Here is a 23,537-nt window from a genome sequence, read left to right as displayed (position 1 = left end):
AAATCGGGAGGTCTTATGAATTCAGTTGCGCGTCTACGACTGGCTAACTTTTTTACACTGCTGACTTTTTTACCATTCGCGCTGTCGCCAACTGTATTTGCAGGAAAACATAAGCCCTATGTCGGAACCTGGCACTCCCCGGATGCCCACGAACAGTGCACTTTGTTTCAAGCTGGTAAAGGTGGTGCTAACAAGATACACAATGGCAAAGGGAAAGAGGAAGTCGTTAAAAAATTCCAGCCCCCTCATCACCAATCATTAACACAAATCTCCCGTATTATCCTTGGTGACAAAGGGCAGCTGTACGGAATCAATGTTCCTTCTCTGCCTTCATCCATCTGGCCCAGCCCCACCCCAATAACTGGCGATGTTCAACTGAAAGTCGGTGATTATGTTTTTCTCAACCAGGGACGAAGGGTTGAACTGACCATACACAGAGCCCAAATGGGGCAAAAGGTAGCCATAGACCTTGAAGGGCTTGAAACCTCATCCCTGGATCGACTCTCGGCAAAAAACTTGCTGGAAAACACAGTCTTACAAGCCAGCTTCGGGGGAAAAAACTGGGTAATTCCACGCATTGGCAGCAAATTGAACCTGTTGCCATCTGCAGTTGGCGCGACCAGAGCCAGTTTAGCAGCCGCTAAAACGACAACGATACCAGACACATTAAAAATGAAGAATATCAATGTCACCTGGGAGAAAGCCATTAGAATTTTAAGAGCCTATAACGGCAACGAACGCGATCTTTATAAACTTACAGGGGCCATTCTGGGAATACCAGGCAAACTTATTAATCACCCCCAGCCACCATCTGCAGCCATGCTGCAACTCAGAGAGGACAGTCCGGATTATCAGAAACTGGATGACAGCTATCGAGCGTTAAGTGGTATTTATAATAACTACTTCGCTGATAAAGATAATACCTCCCTGACCCTGATAAAGTGGCTCAACCAGCTTAAGCATGAACCCGACCTTTACCAATGGGTCAAACACATCGCCTCTTATATCACCCAGGGACCAGACTCAGCATCCCCTCTTGCGGAGGACTCACTTCTACCATCCATGGATGACCTGTCAACACATCAACACAGAGTCTATGTGGCACTGTTACTGTTTGCGGATTTAAGATGGGGATTGTACGACATAGCCAATAAAGAACTTCTTGGTCTCCAGTGGGCGGACATAATCGCATCCCACGGACAACCGGCTTCTTACGTGAAAAAGCACAAAGATTTTTCTCCACAAGAGTACGCCCCCTCCTCCCGGACAGCTCCTTCAAAACAGAAGTCCGTACCTGCAGCCGTGGCACAGGCCCCTAAAGCGCCCCTCCACAACAAGCAAAAGCAGAAGCAGAAGCAGAAGCAGAAGCAGAGCAAACCCATACCCCTCAACCCAGAACCTTTAGTCAGCAAGGAACCTGCGAGCACAACTCCCCCTCAGCCTGTACAGGAAACAACTCTGTATATTTCTCAAGCAATATCCAGTCTTCGCACAACAAAACTGACATCACTTATGCAGTCAGCTTCACCACTGGTCCAGCTTGAGCCTGTTACCAGAGGGCAGCCTGATGGCTCTTCTGTCAGCGCTGCTCTTATCGCCGTCATTGATAATATGCCCGGCAGTATGGAAATTATTCCCGACAGTATGGAAATAACGACGAAATTTGAGAAATATGCTGATTTTTTCCAGAACATCAATACATTAGCTCAAAACCTGAGAACGCAGCCAGGATCAGCACAGACTGCCATAGCACCACCACTCTTTACAAAGTTATTAACAGAAGTGGAGAACACAAATCAGGAATATTCAGAGACGGAAACCTTACAGTACAACCCCACCCCAGACGAACTCATCAACAGCATTTTATCCAGAAGCAATCTAAAACCTGTTTATGGCTGGTCTATAGATAATCAGACAGTAACCCATACTTTATTATTTGCCTCCCCAGCCCTCCCTGACTCAGAATCTGAGACACCACAAACCTTCTATCAAGCCCTGAGGGACAACCTGAACCTGAATCCCGGAGAAGAGATAACCCTGCAGGTTCAGCGTACATATTTCCAACGCCTGATCAACGCTGTAGAGACAGAAGTCAACCTGAGTCCAGAGCAACTTGAAGATTTTATTGAGTCAGTGACTCAGGAGCAGGTTTTCCTTGAAGACAAAGGCAATAAAAGTTACCGACAAAAGGCTCATTTATCGGTAACAGGAATAATCCTGAAAGAAGGAAATCAATACATTCCCATGCTCACCGACGGTCTGAACTGGTACGCCTTTTCAGATGCAGACCAAGGGTATGCAGTGCGTATCGGTGGGAGACTGTCTGAACTTATTAGAGCAGGCCAGACACTGCATCTGATGCTGCTGGCGGTCTACCCGGACTAAGCCCGGACATCTGCCTTGAATAACGTTCCTTTTTTAATACGATTGCTACTGGCCACAGTGGCTCTGCTGTCAGTAAACAAACTGCCTCTTGCCTATGGCGCAAAGGGCAGTGCAAAGGGCAGCTCACACAGCGCCATCACAGAACCTCCCGCAAGTGATGTCCTTATCTATTTTCGCCTGAAAGAAAATATGGCACCGCCTGCACATCAGGGAAAACCTCTGACACCGGGAAGGTACCTTGTCCGAACCCGGATTCCGGCCTTCGATCTGTCTGTATACCCTGAGCTTTTGCCCCAATGGCCTTCTTATCCCTGGGAACAGCACAATCTCTGGGTAACTCCCCGGAAAGCCCTGGTGGAGAAAAGAACAACTCTGCATGAGTGGTCAATAATGGCGTCTGAACTACTGTCCGGGTTTCCCGGAGAAGCGGACTGGTCAGTATTTGACTACCTGTTCCCCGATGCTGATTTTGTCTTTCTTATGGGCATGACCCCGAATGCAGACTCAATAGCCGATACATCCTCTGATAACTGGAAAACAAGTACCCTTGGCAGCCTCCAGGTTTTCTGGCAGGCCGACACTGGCCCCCATACTCTGCGACGAAATGATATATCCGCAAGCCTGCCCACACTTTCAGCCCGTTTCCAGCCAGACGCTGACGACTCTTTACCCCCCGACTTCTGGCAAACGCCGCTACCTTCTCTGGCAGGAGCAGCCATCAAACAGGAGTCCCCCTGGGATGGCTCGTCTTTTGAAACAGCTGAAACACATTCAGATACTGATGAAGACAACGAAGATACTGGTGTATACCTGAGTTTATGGGATATCTATAAAGATGTATTTCAACAGCGAAAACAGCAACCGGACGCCCCTGTGGACGCCGTTTTAGCCAACGCCAGGCTGATACTTCCCATGTTTCCGGAGCATACGATGGTTCATGACTCCGAGCTTTATATTTATGGAAACAAAGCCAGAGCGGAGTCGGAGCGTCTTCTCCAGGAACATCCGGAATTAAACAGCGTCACTGTGGAAAACTGGCCTACCATTCCAACACTTAATCTTGTGACTAAAATTCGCCTCAAAAAAACTCTCCTCTATCTGATTAAAAATATCCCGGAAAACAATAAACGACTGAAACATCTGATCAGCGTAAAACCCATCAAACCAGATGACCCAAGAATCAGCCTGCGGGGGCAAAAAGGTGCATTCGCTCTCAGGGATGTGCCCGCCTTTACCATTCTTGGTTTATATAGTGGCGTACTGGCCTGTGGTGATGATGAACGGGTTCTTGTTGAAAGCCTGCAGGGTACCGCTGATGTCAATCGCTATGCATTCAAGCTTCCAAAAATACGAGGCATAGAATCCGATAAATGGTTTATCAGCAGTTACCAGACCGGTAATGAACTTAGCTATATCAATTGCAGTAGTGACTACTCAGACAACCAGATAAGTCTTCGCCATATATATAAGACAAATGTTGTGACACTGGCGGTGTCATATAGGGGCATACCTTATGTGGCCCATATGACAATTACGGACATACCCAAAGGACAGGAATACCTTGTTAATTACGGCAGAGATTTCCTGAACGGGAAACCAAAAAAAGCCATAGAGCCATGGGAAGCCACACGACTCACTCAAGCCAGAAAAAGTAAAAACAAAGGAGAAGCTAAACCTGGGGGAACCATAAGCGGAGAGCAAACCGGGACTTCTCACCAACCGTTAAAAAAACTCACAGAGGGAGTGCTCCGGGTCAGAAAACCCAGCGATGGCCTGAAAAAACACGGTCTGAGTCACCAGGCAATTCCTGTTCATCCATCCCTGGCCATCCCAAAAGGCAGCCAATGGAACTCCCTGTATGTAAGGTACCTGATCTGGAAATATTTTCCGGAAAAGTTCACCAGCCCTCTCCAGGAAGTCAAGAAGATACTGAAAGTGCTTAACCCTGAGCACCCTGACTACCACATGATGGCCACACAACACATAAGACAGGCACTCGGTATAAAACCAGACTCGCGGGAGATTTGCTGGGACTCTTCTTTGATGAAAAAAGCCAGGTCACACTCAAATCACCTGAATGTTTATGAAGTCCCGCTTCCTGCCTGTCTGAAGCAAGCTCCCACTTACGCCTCAAAATGGACAAGTGCTTTAGTGAAACAACTCCTGGAAGAAACAGGTGTGACCATTGTCGATGGGGAGTGGCACTTCAGGGAAGCTGGCATGTATAAACAAATGAAGGCTGCCGCTTCAGAACAGTCCGAAGAAAATTATCAAAAAATATTTAAAAGGATGCTGGAACGAGGGCAGTACAACCTGCAGAATATGGCTAACAGAAGCCAGAGCATTGGTAAAAGCCGCTCAAGCCTGACCCTTCGCCCAGTTCCGGGAATGGATATTCACGAGGGGGTTATTACAAAAGCAAAACTGTTCCTGGCGGTTTTATACCGCGAAGAAGTCCATAAACTCAAACAAAGTGGACGAACGGGAATTAAAGCTGTGACGGTGTATGATGCCTTCAACCATATCATCGCTCCAGAGAAAGTGGATGCTATTTATCAACAACTTATGAGCATGCTAGCTTATTACCGGGCACAGCGTAAAACAGACAGGGTGCCAAACAGGCTATCTCCCTTATCACTTCAGGCATTAAAGCAAATTAAAAAACCGGAAGCGGTAAAAACCTTACAAGCTTTAAAATGGGAAGATGGCACCATGTACCCTGATGGAACCTGGCTGCCTCACACCAGTCAGGTTACAGGAAAATAATATTCCATATCGTCAATCTGAGTCCTGCAGGCATCCACCCACAAGGCTCAGAACCTTCAATAATTATTTACGAATACGATATTCCGCAGAGCGGGCATGGGCCGTTAAACCTTCCCCTCTCGCAAGAACAGATGCCACCTTTCCAGCCTCGGAAGCACCGGCTGCAGAGAAGTTAATCAACGAACTGCGCTTCTGGAAATCATAAACCCCCAGAGGAGAGGAGAACCTTGCCGTACCGGATGTTGGCAGTACGTGGTTCGGCCCGGCGCAATAATCCCCAAGGGCTTCCGCAGTATAACGCCCCATAAAGATAGCGCCGGCATGGCGAATCATTGGCAGCATGACATCAGGGTCTTCAACGGACAGCTCCAGATGTTCCGGCGCGATACGGTTGGAGATCTCAGCGGCTTTTTCCATATTGGGCACATGGATCAACGCGCCACGGCCATTAATGGAGGCTCCAATAATTTCTTTCCGCTCCATAGTCGGCAACAGTTTGTTCATGCTGGCCTGCACTTTGTCCAGGAAATCCGCGTCCTGACTGATCAGAATGGCCTGGGCATCTTCATCATGTTCCGCCTGGGAGAATAGATCCATGGCCACCCAGTCCGGATCAGTCTTGCCATCACTGACCACCAGAATCTCTGAGGGACCGGCAATCATATCAATGCCTACCTGACCAAAGACCATACGCTTGGCTGTCGCCACATAGATATTGCCGGGGCCAACAATTTTATCCACAGCGGGAACAGTCTCAGTTCCATAGGCCAAAGCTGCCACTGCCTGAGCGCCGCCAATAGTAAATATCCGGTTTACCCCAGCCAGGGCCGCAGCCGCCAATACAAGCTCATTCACCACACCACCCGGGGTGGGAACTACCATAACCACTTCTTCCACCCCCGCTACATCAGCGGGAATAGCATTCATCAGAACAGAAGAAGGATAAGCGGCCTGACCACCGGGAACGTAAAGGCCGGCGCGATCCAAGGGCGTGAAACGCTGGCCCAACCGGGTACCATTAGCCTCTTCAAACTCCCAGCCTTCCTGCAACTGACGTTCGTGATAAGTACGAATACGCCGGGCAGCGGTTTCCAGGGCCTGTCGCTGGTCGTCCGGAAGCCCATTCAGAGCGGCTTTCAACTGATCTTGCTCCAGCACAAGCTCAGAGATGGAAGAAACAGAGAGGTGATCGAATTTATGGGTATATTCCACCAGAGCAGCATCGCCCTTCTGGCGAACATTGTGAACTATATCAGTAACCACATGCTGAACACTGGCATCAGATACAGATTCCCAGGCCAGCAGCTCATCCAGTTTTACTGAAAAGTCACCGTCACCATAAACCAGCCGCGCAGGCTGCAATATTCCTTCTCCCATGCTTTACCTCTGCATCGTCTCACTGAAGTGTCTATGTTTTCTCACTTCACACTATCAGCCTGTTTCGCTTCATTAATCGCCTGGCGCATATCATCAATCAACTTGCTGATAGTGGCATGTTTGGTCTTCATGGCGGCTTTGTTGACCACCAGACGGGAGCTTATATCGGCGATGTACTCCCGAGGTTCCAGGCCGTTAGCTCTCAGGGTATTACCAGTATCGACAATATCCACAATCTGGTCCGCCAGGTCGATCAGGGGGGCCAGTTCCATGGAGCCATACAGTTTAATAATATCAACCTGCTTACCCTGCTGCGCATAAAAACGCTTGGCAACGTTCACAAACTTTGTCGCCACCCGCACCCTCCGCCCTGGCTCTTCCTGGTAACCAACGACCGCGGCAGTCATCAGCTGGCAGCGGGAGATGTTCAGGTCCAGAGGTTCATACAGCTCCTGGGAATCATGCTCCATCAGCACGTCTTTCCCGGCCACGCCAAGGTCAGCCGCGCCATGCTCAACATAAGTAGGCACGTCACTGGCCCGCACAATCAACAGGCGCACGTTCTCATGATTGGTGGGAATAATCAGCTTTCGGGTTTTGGCGACATCTTCAGCCGGACGTATGCCTGCCTTTTCCAGCAGCGGGCGGGTTTCCTGAAGAATACGTCCCTTGGACAGAGCAATAGTAAGCGTTGATGAGATCATTATATCTATGACTTCAGGCTGTATATGTTGGTGTTATTCTACGTGGATTCCAGGCCGGAAAGCACCGATCAGGAAAAAACAATCAACGCTGTCCGGGGACTTCAGGCATCTTTGAAGTTTTACTGGGGCAAACGGCGAATCGTCGCGCCAAGCTGCTGCAGTTTCTCTTCAATACATTCGTAACCACGGTCAATATGGTAAATACGGTCAACCACTGTATCTCCTTTTGCCACCAGCCCTGAGATCACCAGACTGGCGGACGCCCGCAGGTCGGTTGCCATAACCGGCGCGGATTTGAGAACCTCTACGCCACGAACAATGGCAGTATTGCCTTCCACGTCTATATCCGCTCCCATGCGCTTCATTTCCAGCACATGCATAAAGCGATTTTCAAAAATGGTTTCGGTAATGGTACCGATGCCTTCCGCGACAGCGTTCAGGGCCGTGAACTGAGCCTGAACATCCGTGGCCATACCGGGATAAGGTGCGGTCTTCAGGCTGATAGCCTTAGGACGCTTGCCGTGCATATCCAGTTCAATCCAGTCTTCACCGGTAGTGATTGTGGCACCGGCTTCACGGAGCTTCACCAGAACCGGGTCAAGAATGGTAGGATCTGTATCCTTCACCTTGACACGGCCACTGGTCGCGGCAGCGGCAATCAGGTAGGTGCTGGTTTCAATACGGTCCGGCAGTACGGAGTACACACAGCCGTGCAGGCTCTTCCTGCCCTGAACGCGGATGGTATCTGTACCATGGCCTTCAATCTCCGCCCCCATACGGATCAGGCATTCCGCCAGGTCCACCACTTCCGGCTCACGGGCGGCATTTTCCAGCAGGGTTTCCCCTTCCGCCAGAGTCGCGGCCATCAACAGATTTTCTGTGCCGGTTACGGTGACGGTATCAAAGAAGATATGGGCACCTTTCAGACGCTCAGCTTTGGCCTTGATATAACCGTCTTCCACAGAAACTTCCGCCCCCATGGCTTCCAGGCCTTTCAGATGCAGGTCTACAGGACGGCTGCCAATGCCACAACCACCAGGCAGGGCCACTTCCGCATAACCGTTGCGGGCGACCAGCGGGCCAAGCACCAGGATAGAGGCACGCATGGTTTTGACAAGATCGTAAGGGGCGGTCAGGTGTTTGATGGTGCTGGCATGCACTTCCACATTCATCTTTTCATCAATCAGCAGCTCCACGCCCATACAGCCGAACAGCTCTATCATTGTGGTGATGTCATGGAGATGAGGCAGGTTGCACACGGTTACCGGCTCATCAGCCAGCAGAGTAGCAGCAAGAATCGGCAGGGCCGAGTTCTTTGCACCGGAGATGCGAATTTCTCCATCCAGGCGATTGCCGCCGGTAATAATCAGTTTATCCATCGAATACCCGTAGGCTGAAAAAGGTGATATGCCCGGTAATAACCATTCCTGCACATCAAGGCCGGCTTACAGGGCATCTTCTCTGAAATAGGTCCGGACCGGCTCAGGACTGGCGGGCTGTCCACTCACTCTCAGTGTAAGTCTGCATAGTCACCGCATGGATCGTTCCGGCAGCAATCATTGCGTTGAGATGGATATAGACCATCTGCTGGCGTTTCACAGGTAAAGCGCCCGCAAAAGCGTCAGATATGATTGTCAGGCTAAAATCACACCCCTCTCCATCAACAATAACCTGCGCACCAGCGATCCTTTCTTCGAGCAGCTGTTTTACTTCATTGGCATGCATAGGGCTTTCCCGGTTCCGGTACTCAAAGGACTCTATGATAAGGAAGAGGCGCCAAGGACTCCAGTGTCTCGGCAAGATTCAGGTCAACTGCAACCGGGGAATAAGCTGATTTGTCCCACAAACCTGCCCGAGGGCGACCAAGTCGGAAGGCAGGCCGGAAAAAAGCAGCACTCTGTCCTGTTTCGCACACCTGCGCAACCAGGTCATCATCATGGACAGGGCCGAGCTGTCCGCCTGGGTGACACCGGACATATCAATAACCACCTTCCCTTCACCTGACTGGCGGGCGATCAGTTGCCAGCCATTTTCCACCAGATTGGGAACCGTCTCCTTATTTACATTTCCGGTAAGAGCAAATGATCCGGAACCAGACTGCTTTAATTCACCCATAACTCTCTCTTACAACTCCCTGTCTGTTATTTGCTTTGCCGGTCATGGAGTTCTTTTTCCTGGCTCTTTTCAGTCTGCTGCATAATCTCCGGCCAACGGTTAATTACCATATCAATCTTGCGGTATTTATTCATGGCTTCGCCAAACTGGTTACGGAACTGGATACCGATATTAATACCCTCAACCACGATGTTGCGAACCTTCCACTCGCCCCCCTTTTTCATCATGGAGTAGGACATGGCATAGGACTCATTCTTACCACGGATTTTCAGGTTCACAGGCACCGAACGGCTTTTGCCCGCTTCATATTCCTGCAGCATGGCCGCCGGAACCGGCGCCACTTTTTCAACCGCCAGCTGGCTGGTATCAAAGGTCAGCACAGCCTTACTGTAAAAGTGGATCAGGCTTGTACGAAACACACCTGTGAACCGGTTTACTTCCTCATCACTTGCCCTGTGGGCATATTTGCCCATAACGCCACGGGCCATTTCGTCAAAAGCAATGACCGGATCGATAATAACTTCCACATCCTTGAAAAACTGCTCCGGATTTTTCTCGTAAACAGCATGCTCGCTCTTAAGCAGGCTGACAACTTTTTTGGTCGCCTGTCCCGCTATCTGGTCAGGACTCCGGGGGGCAGCCATTGCCGTAGAAGCGATGGTCAGGCACAAAGCCAGAACACTGCAGAAAAATCCCTGAATGCCGACTCTCACGTAATCTGTTACTCCAGCTGACATAATACTCCCCCTTTACGATTGAATTCGTAAAACATCAGAAATTGCCACCACCATCATCTTCCTTGCCAACCGAACCCAGCAGGAACTTGCCGATCAGATCTTCAAGGACAATAGCAGATTGAGTATCGTCTATGATTTCATCATTCTTAAGGAAGTCCATAGAGCCACCAACACTGATGCCGATAAATTTCTCTCCGAGCAGACCTGCCGTCAGGATAGCTGCGGAGCTGTCCACCGGAATGTTATCTATGTCAGAGTCAATATCCATGACCACACGGGCCATGTAGGTTTTTTTGTCCAGTTTAATATCCACCACCCTGCCGATGGTAACACCACCCATAGCCACTTTCGCGCGTTTGGTCAGAGAGCCAACATTATCGAACTCGGCGTAAAGACGATAGGTGCTGGTATCTGCGCTGGCAGACAGCCCACTGACCCGCAGCGCCAGCAGGATCAGGGCAAAAATACCCGCCAGAAGAAAAGCACCAACACTGATTTCAACGGTTCTCATCCGCATTTTTATAAATCTCCAAACATCACAGCCGTAAGGATAAAGTCCAGTCCCAGTACTGCCAGAGAGGCATAGACAACTGTCCGGGTTGTTGCCCGACTGATACCTTCGGAGGTTGGCACTGCATCATAGCCTTGGAAAACAGCAATCCAGGTCACAACAAAACCAAACACCGCACTCTTGATCAGACCATCAAGCACATCCCTTTGGAAATCGACAGTCTGTTCCATATTGCCCCAGAAAGAGCCTTCGTAAATTCCAAGCCAGTCTACTCCCACCATGGCACCACCGAAGATGCCCACCATGGAAAAAATGCAGGCCAGTAAAGGCATACTGATAACGCCCGCCCAGAAACGGGGGGCAATAATTCTTTTAAGGGGGTCAACACCGATCATTTCCAGGCTGGAAAGTTGTTCCGTGGCCTTCATCAACCCGATCTCCGCAGTCAGGGCTGAACCGGCCCGGCCTGCGAACAACAGGGCTGTCACTACAGGCCCCAGTTCCCGCACAAGGCTGAGGGCCACCAGCTGGCCCACGGACTGCTCTGTGCCATAACGAACAAGGATATTGTACCCCTGCAGCCCCAGCACCATGCCAATGAAAACACCCGACACAGTAATAATAATGAGGGACAGTACACCCACAGCGTAAATCTGTTTCACCAGCAATGCGGTAAAAGAGCTATGGCCGCCACTGCGCCCAAACAGTGCCTGAACCAGCATAATCGTCGCCCGGCCAATAGCCTGAACCATTTCAAGGCCGCTGTGCCCAAGGGCTTCCAGGCTCTCCAGTAACTTTGTCACCAACTGCTTCATGAACGATCCCCGAATATGTCCTCACGAAAGTCCGGAGCTGGGTAGTGGAAGGGAACCGGTCCGTCTGGCATACCATTCATAAACTGGCGAATCTTCGGGTCTTCCGATGAAAGGAGCTCTTTCGGGGCACCATGACCAATCACGGAACCATCAGCGAGAAGATAAAGGTAATCGGCGATACTTGCAGTTTCTGTCAGGTCATGGGAAACCACAACACTGGTCAGACCAAGGGCATCATTAAGCATGCGTACCAGGTTAACCAGTACCCCCATGGCAATAGGGTCCTGACCGACAAAAGGCTCGTCATACATAATAAAGTCAGGATCAAGGGAGATTGCCCTGGCCAGAGCTACCCGGCGTGCCATCCCCCCGGAAAGCTCAGACGGCATTAGCTGACTGGCTCCACGCAGCCCAACCGCCTGGAGTTTCATCAGCACAATATCACGTACCATATATTCTGGAAGACGCGTATGTACCCGCAGGGGAAAAGCTACATTCTCAAAAACGGTAAGATCAGTAAACAAAGCACCGCTCTGGAACAACATTCCCATCTTGGAACGCATGTGAAACAACTGCTCCCGCCCAAGCCGGGATACTACCTGACCATCAACAACTACCTGTCCGGCATCCGGCTTTAGCTGGGCACCAATCAGGCGTAATAAGGTCGTTTTACCAGTACCACTGGGTCCCATGATACCGGTCACCTTACCACGGGGAATATCCATATCTATATTATCGAATATCAACCGATCGCCACGGCTAAACGACAGTCCCCGGATCTCGATAAAATTGTCTTTAATTGCAGTCATCAGAAAAAGTTTTTCCGGCAGAATCAGCACTATAGCTGAACACCGCCCCCCTCATCCTTGTGTAACGGCTATGTGTATTCATATTGATTGCCGGAAAGTGTAACACTGAAGGGGCTGTAATAGCAGGGGCTGAGGCCAAAGATTACAATCCAAGCCCATATCTTGCTGTTTCAGAATACGGGCGCTAACAACTATCAATTACCAACTATCAACCAATTTACCAACTATCAACTATCTGCCTGGACTCGCCCCAGATTTGCCTGCAGAATTTTTTCATAAACATCCCGATTACTGAAGTTATGGTCAAATCGGCGGAAATGTTCACATACTTCTTCCCACATGTCATTCTGGTTTTTAACTTCCTTTAGACTGGTCAGGAAGACTTCAGGATCAATGTCGCCCGGGTTCTTTACCTTCTTATCAAGCATAGTGATGGTTTTCAAATAACTTTCAGCCTGAACCGCCATCTTTTGTAAAGATGATTTCAGTGCATACACATCAATCTGCTCAGGGGATACATCTTTACCTGCCGCGACTTCCAGTAACTGCTCACCTATGCTGGCCAGGTGCATCCTTTCCTGCAAGCTTTTGAGCATAAAGGGCAGCCTTTCTGAGTCATTCATATCCCGTTTTTCTATCTCCTTCAGAGACACTTCATTCTCAACCAGAAACTCTTGAAGTGCATCTTCCATTTTGCTTAAAGTTCTCTTTATCGCAGTTTCCTTCTCCCGCACATCCTGAATAATCTGTTCCGCACTTTCTGTTCCCTCTTCTTGTTGCGCGAGACGCTCCAGCGCCGTGTCCTTCTCCCGTTGCAATACGGTTAATTTATCCCGAACCTTATTCAGCTCCGCCCCCAAAGCCTCCTCCATCTCCTGTGCGGCACGTTGCAGCCGGGCGATCTGATCCTCTTTTTCCTCACGCAGGCTACGTTCTACTTTAAGTTTTCGTTCCAGCATGCTCACCTTTTCATCCATCTCTAGTGCCGAAGACAACGATTCCCCTTGCATATCAGCAACCGAATTCAACACCACAGGCTGGGGGCTTTCTTTAACTTGCTTGACCAGATCTGATTGTCCGTCCCCCGCACTCTCTACAACGTCCTCAGATCCCATTGGTTCCTGGGAGGTGAGACTCTCAAATCCAGCAGCATCCCTGTGCATATCCTCGTCCCCATCCTCATCAGATGACCAGAATTGCTTCTGGGTCAGTTCAAATGACAGACTCGTAATCTGTTCGCGAAGAACAGATACCAGCCGCTCGTAATTTTCAAAACTCTGCTCACCTGAGGCAGGTTTCAAATCAAGCATTTGGTGAAGCTCAAGAGCTTCGCCAGCAGCATCACTAATGTCTTGGTTCTGGCTGACTCCCCGAGTCTGAAACCCGGCAAGTTTGCTTTCAAACAGTTCCAAGTTTTCTTCTGCTTTCTTTAAATGCTTTCTTGACGTTCTGGACCCTTCTCTAAGGGTTTCAATCTGGTCTGAGCCATCAGCTTTGTCGGCCTGCCCCTCAACACTGGCATACTGTGTTTCAATGGCCTGATTGCCTTGAATCTCCGCAAGTTGCTCTTTCAGTCTCTGGATTTCTGCGGCCTGGCTGTCAATTTGGGTTTCCGCCTGTCTGACGGCCTGCTCATCTGCAGCAGAGACATCTTTACCTTTACCTCCGGAAAACCGTCCACTAATTATGCTGCCCCCTCCAACCCCAGCAGCAATGCCACCGGCGACAGCAACCACAGGAGCAGCGGCCACCAGCCCGAAAATCCCCACAGCCGCACCACTTGCAAGCATCAACCAGGAGCCAACTTTTCCAGCACGGGAAACAGTACGCTGATTTATAGATTTGTTCTGGCTGCGGGCAGCCATTCCGGTATTCGATTCGGACAAGTACCCTTCACCGGTTTTAACCTGACGTACGCCATCAGCGGTTTTACCAGCTCCATATTCTTCCTCGGGTGCCCCCTTCTGAACATGTCTCTGGTAAACTCCGTAATCCGTTCTTATCTGCTTACCCATGGCCAGCTCCCCGCATCCTATCGGCTCTTTTCAGAATAGCCAGCAATTAGAAATTGGATAGATCACCTGGGGTGTGCTTAACGGAGAAAATCGCTAAAATGTCCGGCTCTCTCAATCATCTGACGATATAAACGGTTCGAACGCACATGTTTTTAGCTATAGGGACCCTTCTGCTCGGCTTCATTATTCTTCTGTGGAGCGCGGATCATTTTGTTAACGGCTCTGCAGCTACCGCCCGAAATTTTGGCATGTCCCCCATGATGATTGGTCTGACCATTGTTTCCATCGGCACTTCGGCCCCGGAAATTCTGGTTTCCCTTATGGCCGCGATGTCAGGACACGGTGACCTTGCTATCGGTAATGCCCTGGGTTCCAATATCGCCAATATCGCCCTGGTTCTGGGTATCACCCTGCTGATTGCTCCCATTCCCGTAAACACCAGTCTGATAAAGAAGGAACTCCCCCTGCTGGGTATCATCACCCTGTGTTCAGGCGTACTCCTTTACGACAACTATATTGGCCTGATTGAAGGCATAGTGATGATCCTGGTCCTGATCGCCACTATGTATATAATTAACCGCTGGCAGAAAAACCCGGCTTCCAGCCAGGACACTACGACCGGTGAAGAGACCGCAGAAGATATCCCCGATCTTTCCCGGAGCAAATCCATCCTGGTGATGCTCGGCAGCCTGGCTCTGCTGCTGGCCAGCTCCCGTATGCTGGTATGGGCGGCAACAGAAATTGCCCGGGGAATTGGCATTAGCGAACTGATGATAGGGCTGACCGTTGTCGCGATCGGCACCAGCCTGCCAGAACTGGCCGCGTCCATTGCCAGCACCCTGAAAAAACACCATGACATGGCCATTGGCAATATCATCGGCTCCAATATGTTCAACCTGCTGGCGGTGATGGCCATTCCCGGCCTGGTATCCCCGATGACCATAAACCCCTCCGCCTTCCTCCGGGACTACCCGGTGATGACTGGCCTGACCCTGCTGCTGGTTCTCCTGACCCTGGCTGGAAAGCGCCCGAAGGTGCTTGGCCGAACATCGGGCTGCATACTGCTTGGCTGCTATATAGCCTATAGTGCCCTGCTGCTCAGCGTTAATGCAGCCTGATAGATGATTCGTTACAATCCCGAATATTGCTTTCCGGATGTGAATACACAACCCATATGAAAACCGCTGAAGATTTTATTGCTTCCGGCCTGCGCACTGTTGATATTGAGCGCAAGGCCGTAAGCGACCTGCAAAGCCGCATTGATGAAAAATTTGCCTGGGCCTGTGAAATCATCCTGGCCTGCAAAGGACGAGTTGTGGTTACAGGTATGGGCAAATCCGGCCATATCGCCAATAAAATAGCCGCGACCCTAGCCAGCACTGGCACCCCCGCCTTTTTCGTTCATCCCGGTGAAGCCCAGCACGGAGATATGGGAATGATCACCCCCGGAGACGTGGTCATCGCCCTCTCCAACTCCGGCAACAGCTCAGAAGTCGTCTCCCTGATTCCCCTGTTCAAGCGCCTGGGCACCCCCCTGATTGCCATGACAGGCAATGACGGCTCCACTCTGGCCAAGGATGCCACTGTTCATCTGAACACCGGCGTCAGTCAGGAAGCCTGCCCCCTGGATCTGGCTCCTACATCCAGTACCACAGCCACCCTGGTTATGGGTGATGCCCTGGCTATCGCCCTGCTGGAAGCCCGTGGTTTTACCGCCGAAGACTTCGCCTTCTCCCATCCGGGGGGCAGCCTGGGCCGTCGCCTGCTACTGAAAGTCAGTGATATCATGCACTCAGGGACACGGCTGCCTTCTGTCCCTAAGGGAACCAGTCTCCGTACTGCCCTGATGGAGGTCACCACCAAGGGCATGGGCATGACCGCCATTACCGGAGACGATAACAAACTGCTGGGCATTTTCACCGATGGTGACCTGCGCCGCACACTGGACCATGGCCTTGATCCCCGCTCTACCAAGGTAGAAGAGGCCATGACAGAGAACTGCGTCACCATCCGCGCCGATATCCTGGCTGCCGAAGCCCTGAAGATTATGGAAGACCACAAAATTAACGGCCTTATCTGCGTTGATGAAAACCAGCAGCCTATTGGCGCTATAAACATGCATGACCTGCTGAAAGCAGGTGTGGTCTGATATGCCCCAGCGCCAGCGCATTTATCCGCTTCTGTTCTGTGCCCTCATCGCACTGCTCGGGTACTGGCTGTTTCAGACCAACAGCCCTTCCCCCCTGTCTGAGGGCAAGAGTCCATCGGAAGATAAAACACCGGATTTTTTCGCACGCGATGCTCGAATAGTGGAATACGATGCGGAGGGTTCCCTGAAATCGACACTTGTCGCCGATGAGATCAGCCACTTCCCCCACAACGGCATCACTTTGCTCACAGAGCCTGACCTGTGGACATTCTCGGGAGATCATCAGCCCTGGAACACCACATCAGATACAGGGCGCATACTCGCGGACGGGGAAACCGTTGAACTGATCGACAATGTGGTCATGATTCAGTCAGACGCTAAGGGAAACCCTGAGCAGCGTATAGACACAGAATTTATGACCGTTTACTCTGGGCAGGGTTTTGCCGAAACCGACCTGCCCATACGCATGACGAACAGCACCAGCGTCGTTAATGCGGTTGGTATGCGCGCATACTACAAACAGGACTTTATCCAGCTCAAATCCAGGGTAAGAAGCACACATGAAACCCGCTAGCCCATTTATCTCCAGACTCACTACGGGCATGACTCTGATTCTGGCGCTTATCTCCACCCAGCTCTGGGCACTGCCAGGGGACAGGGGCAAGCCCATCCACATCACCTCGGATAACGCCGATATTGATGACGCCAGAGGGATCGCCATCTACAGGGGCGATGTTATTATGACCCAGGGTTCAACCAAACTGACCGGCGACATAGTTACCATTTACTCAAAAAACAATGAGGTCCAGCGGGTGGTTTCCGTTGGCAAGAAAAACCTTGCCTATTACGAAGAAGAACAGGAAGGCGACAAAGGTATTCTAAAAGCCTGGGCGGTCACCATTGATTACAAACTGGCCAACGACAAGATTGAGCTGATTAAAAAAGCGCGACTGATTCAGAAAGGCGACACATTTACCGGCGACCGTATTGATTACGATCAGATCCAGAAAGTTGTTAATGCGACAGGAGGCCAGAAAACCACCAGCGGCGGACGGGTAAAGATGGTTATTCAACCCACTCAGTCCCCGTCGAAACAAAGCTCATCAAAGTAAAGTAAGTAGACTCCGGCCCAATGGCACAACTGCAAGCAAAACATCTCAGTAAAAGTTACAGCGGCCGCCAGGTGGTGCGCGATGTCTCCGTGTCTATCGAAAGTGGCCAGATTGTTGGCCTTCTTGGACCCAATGGCGCAGGCAAAACCACTTGTTTTTACATGATTGTGGGGCTGGTCCAGACCGAGTCAGGCGGCATACTGATCGATAATCAGGATATCACCGCCCTGCCCATGCATGGTCGGGCCCGGGCAGGTATTGGTTACCTGCCCCAGGAAGCCTCTATCTTTCGGAAGCTTACCGTCGCCGAAAATATTCTGGCCATTCTTGAAACCCGGAAAGGACTGAGCAGAAAAAAGCGCCAGGAGAAACTTGAGCAGCTGCTGAATGAGTTTAACATCCAGCATATTCGCGACAGCCTCGGCATGAGCCTGTCCGGCGGTGAGCGCCGCCGGGTTGAAATCGCCCGGGCGCTGGCGACTGAACCGTCCTTTATTCTCCTTGACGAACCTTTTGCCGGGGTAGACCCAATCTCGGTCACAGATATCAAGGAAATTGTCACTCATCTGAAGAATCGCGGCATCGGTGTACTGATTACTGATCATAATGTGCGGGAAACTCTGGACATTTGCGAACATGCCTATATTGTCAGCGAAGGTCATATCATCGCTTCCGGTGACAGCGATACGGTTATGGCCAACCAGAAAGTGCGAGATGTTTACCTGGGCGAACACTTCAGGATCTGAATAACCGGGCCGTACTGATGCAGCGGGTGACATACAGCTTTCAAATTCCCATCCGCTGCGAGTAAGATAGCGTTAACGCGGGATCAGGCTTAACCCTGATCGCTGACCGCAAAGCAGGGAGGTAAGAAGAATTGCTTGGACAGAGTTGTAGAAGCTGGATAACTATCCTATGAAGCCATCTCTGGAACTGAAAATTGGTCAGCAGCTGACCATGACACCCCAGCTGCAACAGGCCATACGCTTGCTTCAGTTGTCGACTCTGGATCTCCAGCAGGAAATTCAGCAGGCCCTGGAAAGCAACCCCATGCTGGAACAGGATGAACAGCAATCCAGCGAAGACGACGCCTCCAAAGACGCTATTACGGACGCCGGCCTGACCGATTTCAACGAAACAGCCAGAGCCGAAAAGCCCGACGAATCCAAAGAGACCCAGGAAGACTGGGCAGACTCCATCCCTTCCGACCTGCCCGTCGACAGCGGCTGGGATGATGTTTACCAACCCCCTTCATCAACGTCCTCTGCCAGCGAATATTCCGGTGATGATGTCGCCGCCCGTACCAGCACCAGTGAAACTCTGCAGAACCATCTTGAATGGCAGATGAACCTGACCCCAATGTCAGACACCGACCGTATAATCAGCATGTCTATCATTGACGGCATTAACGACAATGGTTATCTGACAACATCCCTTGAAGACATCCTCAGCGGCCTTGACCCGGAACTGGAGGTCGAAATGGATGAAGTAGAAATGGTGCTTCACAAAATCCAGCAGTTTGACCCTGTGGGCGTCGCCTGTCGTGATCTTCGTGAATGCCTGATCCTGCAGCTCTGCCAGCTGCCGGAAGCAACAGATGACGTGGTTAACGCCCACCGGATTCTTGATCGTTATATTGATTTGCTGGGCACCCGGGATTACACCACCCTGATGCGCCGCACACGCTTGAAAGAAAACCAGCTACGGGACGCACTTCAAGTCATTCAAAGTCTAACCCCCCATCCCGGCGCGGAACTGCAATCTTCTGAAGCAGAGTATGTAATTCCAGATGTGCTGGTTCGAAAGCACAAGGGGCACTGGATGGTGGAACTGAACTCTGATGCATCACCGCGACTGCGTATTAATGACAGTTATGCTTCCTTGATTCGCAAAGCCGACTCCAGCTCAGACAACACTTATCTAAAAAATCATCTGCAGGAAGCCCGCTGGTTTATTAAAAGCCTGCAGAGCCGTAATGATACTCTATTGAAAGTGGCAACTCGTATTGTGGAATATCAGCGGGGCTTCCTTGATTATGGGGAAGAGGCCATGAAGCCCCTGGTTCTCCATGATATTGCTGAAGCTGTAGAAATGCATGAGTCGACCATTTCGCGAGTAACCACCCAGAAATTCATGCACACTCCACGGGGTATCTTTGAGTTGAAGTATTTCTTCTCAAGCCACGTCAGCACCACATCCGGAGGAGAGTGCTCGTCTACGGCGATTCGGGCCATAATCAAAAAGCTGGTAGCCCAGGAAACTCCCAAAAAGCCCCTGAGCGACAGCAAGATTGCTGATATTCTGGGGGAACAGGGCATCAAGGTGGCCCGGCGGACAATCGCCAAGTACCGGGAAGCCATGAATATCCCGCCCTCCAACGAGCGCAAACGGCTGGTATAAGTGTGTGATTTGAGCTGTCCCAGCTCAAGGAAAGCCCGGATTTCTGCACCTTACAGGCAAAAGTCGAGACGGAGCAGAGGTCTGGTGATAAAATGAAAATGTCGGCCCGGTATGGAATTGCCGGGGCTGCTCAACCTGACACCAGGAGAGTAACGCATGCAAGTAAAGATCAGTGGTCATCAGTTCGACGTTACCGAAGCTCTGCACGACTATGTATCCAAAAAGCTGTCCAAATTAGCCAGTCACTTTGACGGAATCACCAGTGTTCAGGTCACTCTGAGCGTGGAAAAACAACGACAACTCGCAGAAGCAACACTTCACGTACGTAACGCGGATATGGCTGCCTCCTCTGAGCACGATGATATGTACGCAGCCATAGACCTGCTGACGGACAAACTTGATCGACAGCTATTGAAGCACAAGGAAAAAAACATAGATCGCCTGCAGGGGGCGTCTCACTGATCCCTGTTCCCTAATCTAATGAGCCTACGTAATCTTCTTTACCCCGGGCATGCCCTTTGCGGCGTGCAGGGGGCCAGCAAAAAGCGCACCCTGGAGTTTATCGCCAACCTGATCAGTGAAAGGCAGCCTGGCCTTGACGCCAAGGAGCTGTTTCACCAGCTGATCACCCGGGAAAAACTCGGGAGCACAGGTCTTGGTAATGGATTCGCACTGCCACACTGTCGTGTAGCGAATTGCGAAAAGCCCCAGGCTGTATTTATCCGGCTGGCTGAACCTATCGACTTCGATGCCGTTGATCGCAGACCCGTTGACCTGATTTTTGCCCTGGTTGTTCCTGAGAACGAAACGGAACAGCATCTGCAGTTCCTGCGCCAGATCGCCGAACAGTTCAGCAACTCCGCCCTTTGTGAAGCCCTGCGGGAAGCCGATAGCGGGGAAACACTCTATCACCTGCTGACCGAAAAAATCTCTGCCTGACGCCTCTGCCGGAATAGCGTCACTGATTTCCATTCAGCAGAAAGGCGTATATTTATGCTGCTCTTTTTGATAGTGGTTTTTTTTGCCCGCTTTTTTTCCTATCCTTGGCGATAGGCCACTTTGCGGCCATGGGGGGGGAATACAGGCATGTCCAAGTCTATCAGACTGGTAATTATCAGCGGCCGCTCCGGTTCCGGCAAAAGTTCAGCGTTAGCGGCTCTTGAGGACCAGGGTTACTATTGCGTTGATAACCTTCCTGCCGGCTTGCTCACAGGGCTGGCAAGGCGTTTTCAGGAGGAGCCGGTCGGAACAGGCAATGCACTGGCCGTCAGTATTGACGCCCGCAACACGTCCGGAGAACTGGCCGGCTTCCCTTCTATTTATAAGCAGCTACAGGCCGACCCTCAGTTAAGCTGCGATATTCTCTACCTGGACGCAGACCACGAAACCCTGCTGAAGCGATTCAGCGCCACCCGCCGACGTCACCCGTTAAGTGATGGCAAGTCCTCCCTGGATGAAGCCATAAAAAAAGAAGCGGAAGTGCTGGAATTTATCGCCGACTCGGCAGATATGCGCATTGATACCAGCCGCCTGTCACTCCACGAGCTGCGCAGCGTGATCCGCCAACGGATTACTGGCAAGAAACACCATGAGCTCTCCCTCCTGTTTCAATCCTTCGGTTTTAAAAAAGGTGTACCGATAGACGCCGACTTTGTTTTCGATGTCCGGTGCCTGCCTAACCCTTACTGGAGGGAAGAGCTGCGCTCCATGACCGGGCTGGACCAACCTATCAAAGACTTTCTCTCCAGCCATGATCAAGTGGAAAGAATGCGGGATGACATTATCCGCTTTATAAATAGCTGGCTGCCGGAGTTTGAACGGGGCAACCGCAGTTATCTGACCGTAGCCATTGGTTGCACAGGCGGACAGCATCGCTCCGTTTATATCAGCGAAGCTCTGGCCACAGCCTTTCAAAACACCATAGCCTCCGTACAGATACGCCACCGGGAGCTGACCAGTCAGAAGGATCAGACATTATGGCGGTAATTCAAGAACAGCTTCTGATCATTAATAAGCTGGGTCTGCATGCCCGAGCCGCCGCCAAGTTTGTTGGAGTGGCCTCATCCTTTGGCAGTAATGTCCGTATTGGCCACCCTGAGAAAATGGTCGATGGCAAAAGCATTATGTCAGTGATGATGCTCGCCGCCAGCAAAGGAACCGAGCTACATATAGAAGTGGAAGGCGATGATGCCCACCAGGCTTACCAGGCGATCACCACCCTGGTGGCCAACCGCTTTGATGAAAACGAGTAGCTATGAGTCCAGCATCTCAGCACCAGTCCCTGGCTCTTTCTGATGACCAACTGGAATCCCTGGATTCTGTTCTCTCCGGAAATGTCCCTGAGCACACCCGGCAGATGCTGGCCAGTCTCTCTGCCGCAGATATTGCCCACCTGCTGGAGTCCTCTCCTCCCAGGCAGCGAAGCCTGCTCTGGAAGCTGGTACCCGTTGAAGATGAAGGTGATGTTCTGAATGAACTGGGGGATGAAGTCCGCCAGTTTTTTATCGACCAGATGAACATTGCCGAACTGATCAGCATTCTGGAAGACCAGGATGTTGATGATATGGCCGACATTCTCCAGCAGCTGCCCAAGCGTATAACCCGCCGGGTGCTGGATTCCATGAACCTGCAGGACCGCCATCGGGTTGAGGAAGTGCTGGCCTATCCGGAAGATACCGCCGGCGGCCTGATGAATACCGATACCGTCACCGTTCGCAGTGATATTACTGTCGATGTTGCTCTGCGCTACCTGCGCCTGCATGAAAAACTGCCCGAGCCCCTGGACAAGCTTCTTGTGGTTGATCGCCATGATATTCTGCAGGGTTCTGTTCCCATCGGTAAACTGCTGACCGCAGACCCGGGGACAATGCTACTGGAACTGATGGAAGAGGCTGACAAGTCCATCCCTGTCACGATGGAAGACACCCACGTCGCTCAGATGTTCGAACGGGAAGACCTGATATCCGCCCCGGTTGTAGACGAGAATGGATGCCTGCTCGGCCGTATCACCGTTGATGACGTAGTTGATGTCATCCGGGAAGAAGCCGAACATTCCATAATGAGTATGGCGGGCCTGGATGAAGACGAGGATACCTTCGCCCCGGTTCTGAAAACGTCCCGCAGAAGAGCCATCTGGCTTGGCATTAATCTGATTACCGCCTTTATCGCCTCCGGTGTGATCGGTATATTTCAGGAAACCATCGACAAGGTAGTCGCCCTGGCTGTACTGATGCCAATAGTTGCCAGTATGGGCGGTATTGCCGGCAGCCAGACCCTGACCCTCGTAATCAGGGCCATGGCCCTTGGCCAGATAGGCCGCTCAAACACGTCCTGGCTGCTAAACCGTGAATTCCTGGTGGGCATTCTCAATGGGGCCATCTGGGCAACAGTTGTCGCTGGAGCCGCCATGCTCTGGTTTGATGACCAGATTATCGCCCTGGTAATTGCCCTGGCCATGATGATCAACCTTATTGTTGCCGTACTGTCCGGGGCTTTCCTGCCCCTGATTTTGAAATCCATGAAAATTGATCCGGCGCTGGCTGGCTCCGTGGTTCTTACAACTATTACCGATGTGGTTGGTTTCTTTGCCTTCCTTGGTCTGGCAACAGTGTTTTACGTATAGCAGAACAACCTGATTGAGAG

General features: G+C 51.1%; 23 protein-coding genes. 13 read left to right on the top strand and 10 right to left on the bottom strand.

Annotated elements, in window-relative coordinates:
• Positions 1–15 precede the first annotated feature (15 nt).
• Both ACY2RQ_RS04300 and ACY2RQ_RS04295 read left to right on the top strand, forming a co-directional pair.
• Positions 16–2,385: a hypothetical protein gene (locus ACY2RQ_RS04300; RefSeq protein ID WP_490111722.1), complete on the top strand. Its 2,370-nt coding sequence runs from the start codon at positions 16–18 to the stop codon at positions 2,383–2,385.
• Between the two features lie 15 nt (positions 2,386–2,400).
• Positions 2,401–5,151, top strand: coding sequence for an SET domain-containing protein-lysine N-methyltransferase (locus ACY2RQ_RS04295; RefSeq protein ID WP_490111721.1), 2,751 nt, complete (start codon positions 2,401–2,403; stop codon positions 5,149–5,151).
• A 63-nt stretch (positions 5,152–5,214) separates the two neighbouring features.
• Here the strand turns inward: ACY2RQ_RS04295 and hisD are convergent, their stop codons facing one another.
• The 10 genes from hisD to ACY2RQ_RS04245 form a co-directional block, all read right to left on the bottom strand.
• Positions 5,215–6,528, bottom strand: a complete 1,314-nt coding sequence (gene hisD, locus ACY2RQ_RS04290; protein ID WP_490111720.1) for a histidinol dehydrogenase — start codon at positions 6,526–6,528, stop codon at positions 5,215–5,217.
• A 41-nt stretch (positions 6,529–6,569) separates the two neighbouring features.
• On the bottom strand, positions 6,570–7,229 hold the full coding sequence (hisG, locus tag ACY2RQ_RS04285; RefSeq protein ID WP_490111864.1) for an ATP phosphoribosyltransferase: 660 nt from the start codon (positions 7,227–7,229) through the stop codon (positions 6,570–6,572).
• Between the two features lie 122 nt (positions 7,230–7,351).
• Positions 7,352–8,611: a UDP-N-acetylglucosamine 1-carboxyvinyltransferase gene (murA, locus tag ACY2RQ_RS04280; protein ID WP_490111719.1), complete on the bottom strand. Its 1,260-nt coding sequence runs from the start codon at positions 8,609–8,611 to the stop codon at positions 7,352–7,354.
• 103 nt (positions 8,612–8,714) lie between these two features.
• The gene (locus tag ACY2RQ_RS04275) at positions 8,715–8,957 is read right to left on the bottom strand and encodes a BolA family protein (RefSeq protein WP_490111718.1); all 243 of its coding nucleotides are present in this window, start codon (positions 8,955–8,957) and stop codon (positions 8,715–8,717) included.
• Between the two features lie 78 nt (positions 8,958–9,035).
• A complete protein-coding gene (locus ACY2RQ_RS04270) occupies positions 9,036–9,347 on the bottom strand; it encodes an STAS domain-containing protein (protein WP_490111717.1) in 312 nt (103 codons plus the stop codon).
• Positions 9,348–9,373: 26 nt separating this feature from the next.
• Complete coding sequence (locus ACY2RQ_RS04265; RefSeq protein ID WP_490111716.1) at positions 9,374–10,084, bottom strand: MlaC/ttg2D family ABC transporter substrate-binding protein; 711 nt, start codon at positions 10,082–10,084, stop codon at positions 9,374–9,376.
• A gap of 34 nt (positions 10,085–10,118) precedes the next feature.
• Positions 10,119–10,601, bottom strand: a complete 483-nt coding sequence (gene mlaD / locus ACY2RQ_RS04260; protein WP_490111715.1) for an outer membrane lipid asymmetry maintenance protein MlaD — start codon at positions 10,599–10,601, stop codon at positions 10,119–10,121.
• Positions 10,602–10,603: 2 nt separating this feature from the next.
• Positions 10,604–11,410 (bottom strand): lipid asymmetry maintenance ABC transporter permease subunit MlaE, encoded by an 807-nt coding sequence (mlaE, locus tag ACY2RQ_RS04255; RefSeq protein WP_490111714.1) that lies wholly within the window; start codon positions 11,408–11,410, stop codon positions 10,604–10,606.
• A complete protein-coding gene (locus ACY2RQ_RS04250; RefSeq protein WP_490111713.1) occupies positions 11,407–12,219 on the bottom strand; it encodes an ATP-binding cassette domain-containing protein in 813 nt (270 codons plus the stop codon). The genes mlaE and ACY2RQ_RS04250 overlap by 4 nt, the downstream gene beginning before the upstream one ends.
• A 227-nt stretch (positions 12,220–12,446) precedes the next feature.
• Entirely contained in the window at positions 12,447–14,234 is a 1,788-nt protein-coding gene (locus ACY2RQ_RS04245) for a hypothetical protein (RefSeq protein WP_490111712.1), read from the bottom strand.
• Positions 14,235–14,380: 146 nt separating this feature from the next.
• On the opposite strand from ACY2RQ_RS04245, the gene ACY2RQ_RS04240 reads away from it, so the two are divergent.
• The 11 genes from ACY2RQ_RS04240 to mgtE all read left to right on the top strand — a co-directional run bounded on the left by ACY2RQ_RS04240 (position 14,381) and on the right by mgtE (position 23,517).
• A complete protein-coding gene (locus ACY2RQ_RS04240) occupies positions 14,381–15,352 on the top strand; it encodes a calcium/sodium antiporter (RefSeq protein WP_490111711.1) in 972 nt (323 codons plus the stop codon).
• Positions 15,353–15,408: 56 nt separating this feature from the next.
• Complete coding sequence (locus ACY2RQ_RS04235) at positions 15,409–16,383, top strand: KpsF/GutQ family sugar-phosphate isomerase (RefSeq protein ID WP_490111710.1); 975 nt, start codon at positions 15,409–15,411, stop codon at positions 16,381–16,383.
• A gap of 1 nt (position 16,384) precedes the next feature.
• Positions 16,385–16,957 carry an LPS export ABC transporter periplasmic protein LptC gene (gene lptC / locus ACY2RQ_RS04230; protein ID WP_490111709.1) on the top strand — a complete coding sequence of 191 codons (573 nt, stop codon included), beginning with the start codon at positions 16,385–16,387 and terminating at the stop codon, positions 16,955–16,957.
• Complete coding sequence (lptA, locus tag ACY2RQ_RS04225; protein WP_490111708.1) at positions 16,944–17,495, top strand: lipopolysaccharide transport periplasmic protein LptA; 552 nt, start codon at positions 16,944–16,946, stop codon at positions 17,493–17,495. The genes lptC and lptA overlap by 14 nt, the downstream gene beginning before the upstream one ends.
• Positions 17,496–17,515: 20 nt before the next feature.
• Positions 17,516–18,241 carry an LPS export ABC transporter ATP-binding protein gene (gene lptB / locus ACY2RQ_RS04220; RefSeq protein WP_490111707.1) on the top strand — a complete coding sequence of 242 codons (726 nt, stop codon included), beginning with the start codon at positions 17,516–17,518 and terminating at the stop codon, positions 18,239–18,241.
• Positions 18,242–18,410: 169 nt separating this feature from the next.
• Complete coding sequence (locus tag ACY2RQ_RS04215; protein WP_490111706.1) at positions 18,411–19,895, top strand: RNA polymerase factor sigma-54; 1,485 nt, start codon at positions 18,411–18,413, stop codon at positions 19,893–19,895.
• A gap of 156 nt (positions 19,896–20,051) precedes the next feature.
• Positions 20,052–20,357, top strand: coding sequence for a ribosome hibernation-promoting factor, HPF/YfiA family (gene hpf, locus ACY2RQ_RS04210; RefSeq protein ID WP_490111705.1), 306 nt, complete (start codon positions 20,052–20,054; stop codon positions 20,355–20,357).
• Positions 20,358–20,375: 18 nt separating this feature from the next.
• Positions 20,376–20,834, top strand: coding sequence for a PTS IIA-like nitrogen regulatory protein PtsN (ptsN, locus tag ACY2RQ_RS04205; protein WP_490111704.1), 459 nt, complete (start codon positions 20,376–20,378; stop codon positions 20,832–20,834).
• A gap of 147 nt (positions 20,835–20,981) precedes the next feature.
• On the top strand, positions 20,982–21,881 hold the full coding sequence (gene rapZ, locus ACY2RQ_RS04200; RefSeq protein WP_490111703.1) for an RNase adapter RapZ: 900 nt from the start codon (positions 20,982–20,984) through the stop codon (positions 21,879–21,881).
• Positions 21,872–22,147 (top strand): HPr family phosphocarrier protein, encoded by a 276-nt coding sequence (locus ACY2RQ_RS04195; protein ID WP_490111702.1) that lies wholly within the window; start codon positions 21,872–21,874, stop codon positions 22,145–22,147. The genes rapZ and ACY2RQ_RS04195 overlap by 10 nt, the downstream gene beginning before the upstream one ends.
• 2 nt (positions 22,148–22,149) lie before the next feature.
• Positions 22,150–23,517, top strand: a complete 1,368-nt coding sequence (gene mgtE / locus ACY2RQ_RS04190) for a magnesium transporter (RefSeq protein ID WP_490111701.1) — start codon at positions 22,150–22,152, stop codon at positions 23,515–23,517.
• Positions 23,518–23,537 lie beyond the last annotated feature (20 nt).

Source organism: Parendozoicomonas sp. 209JJ7-1 (assembly GCF_058147085.1).
The sequence above is the reverse complement of the archived record's forward strand: the minus strand, read 5'-3'. Positions and strand labels throughout refer to the sequence as shown.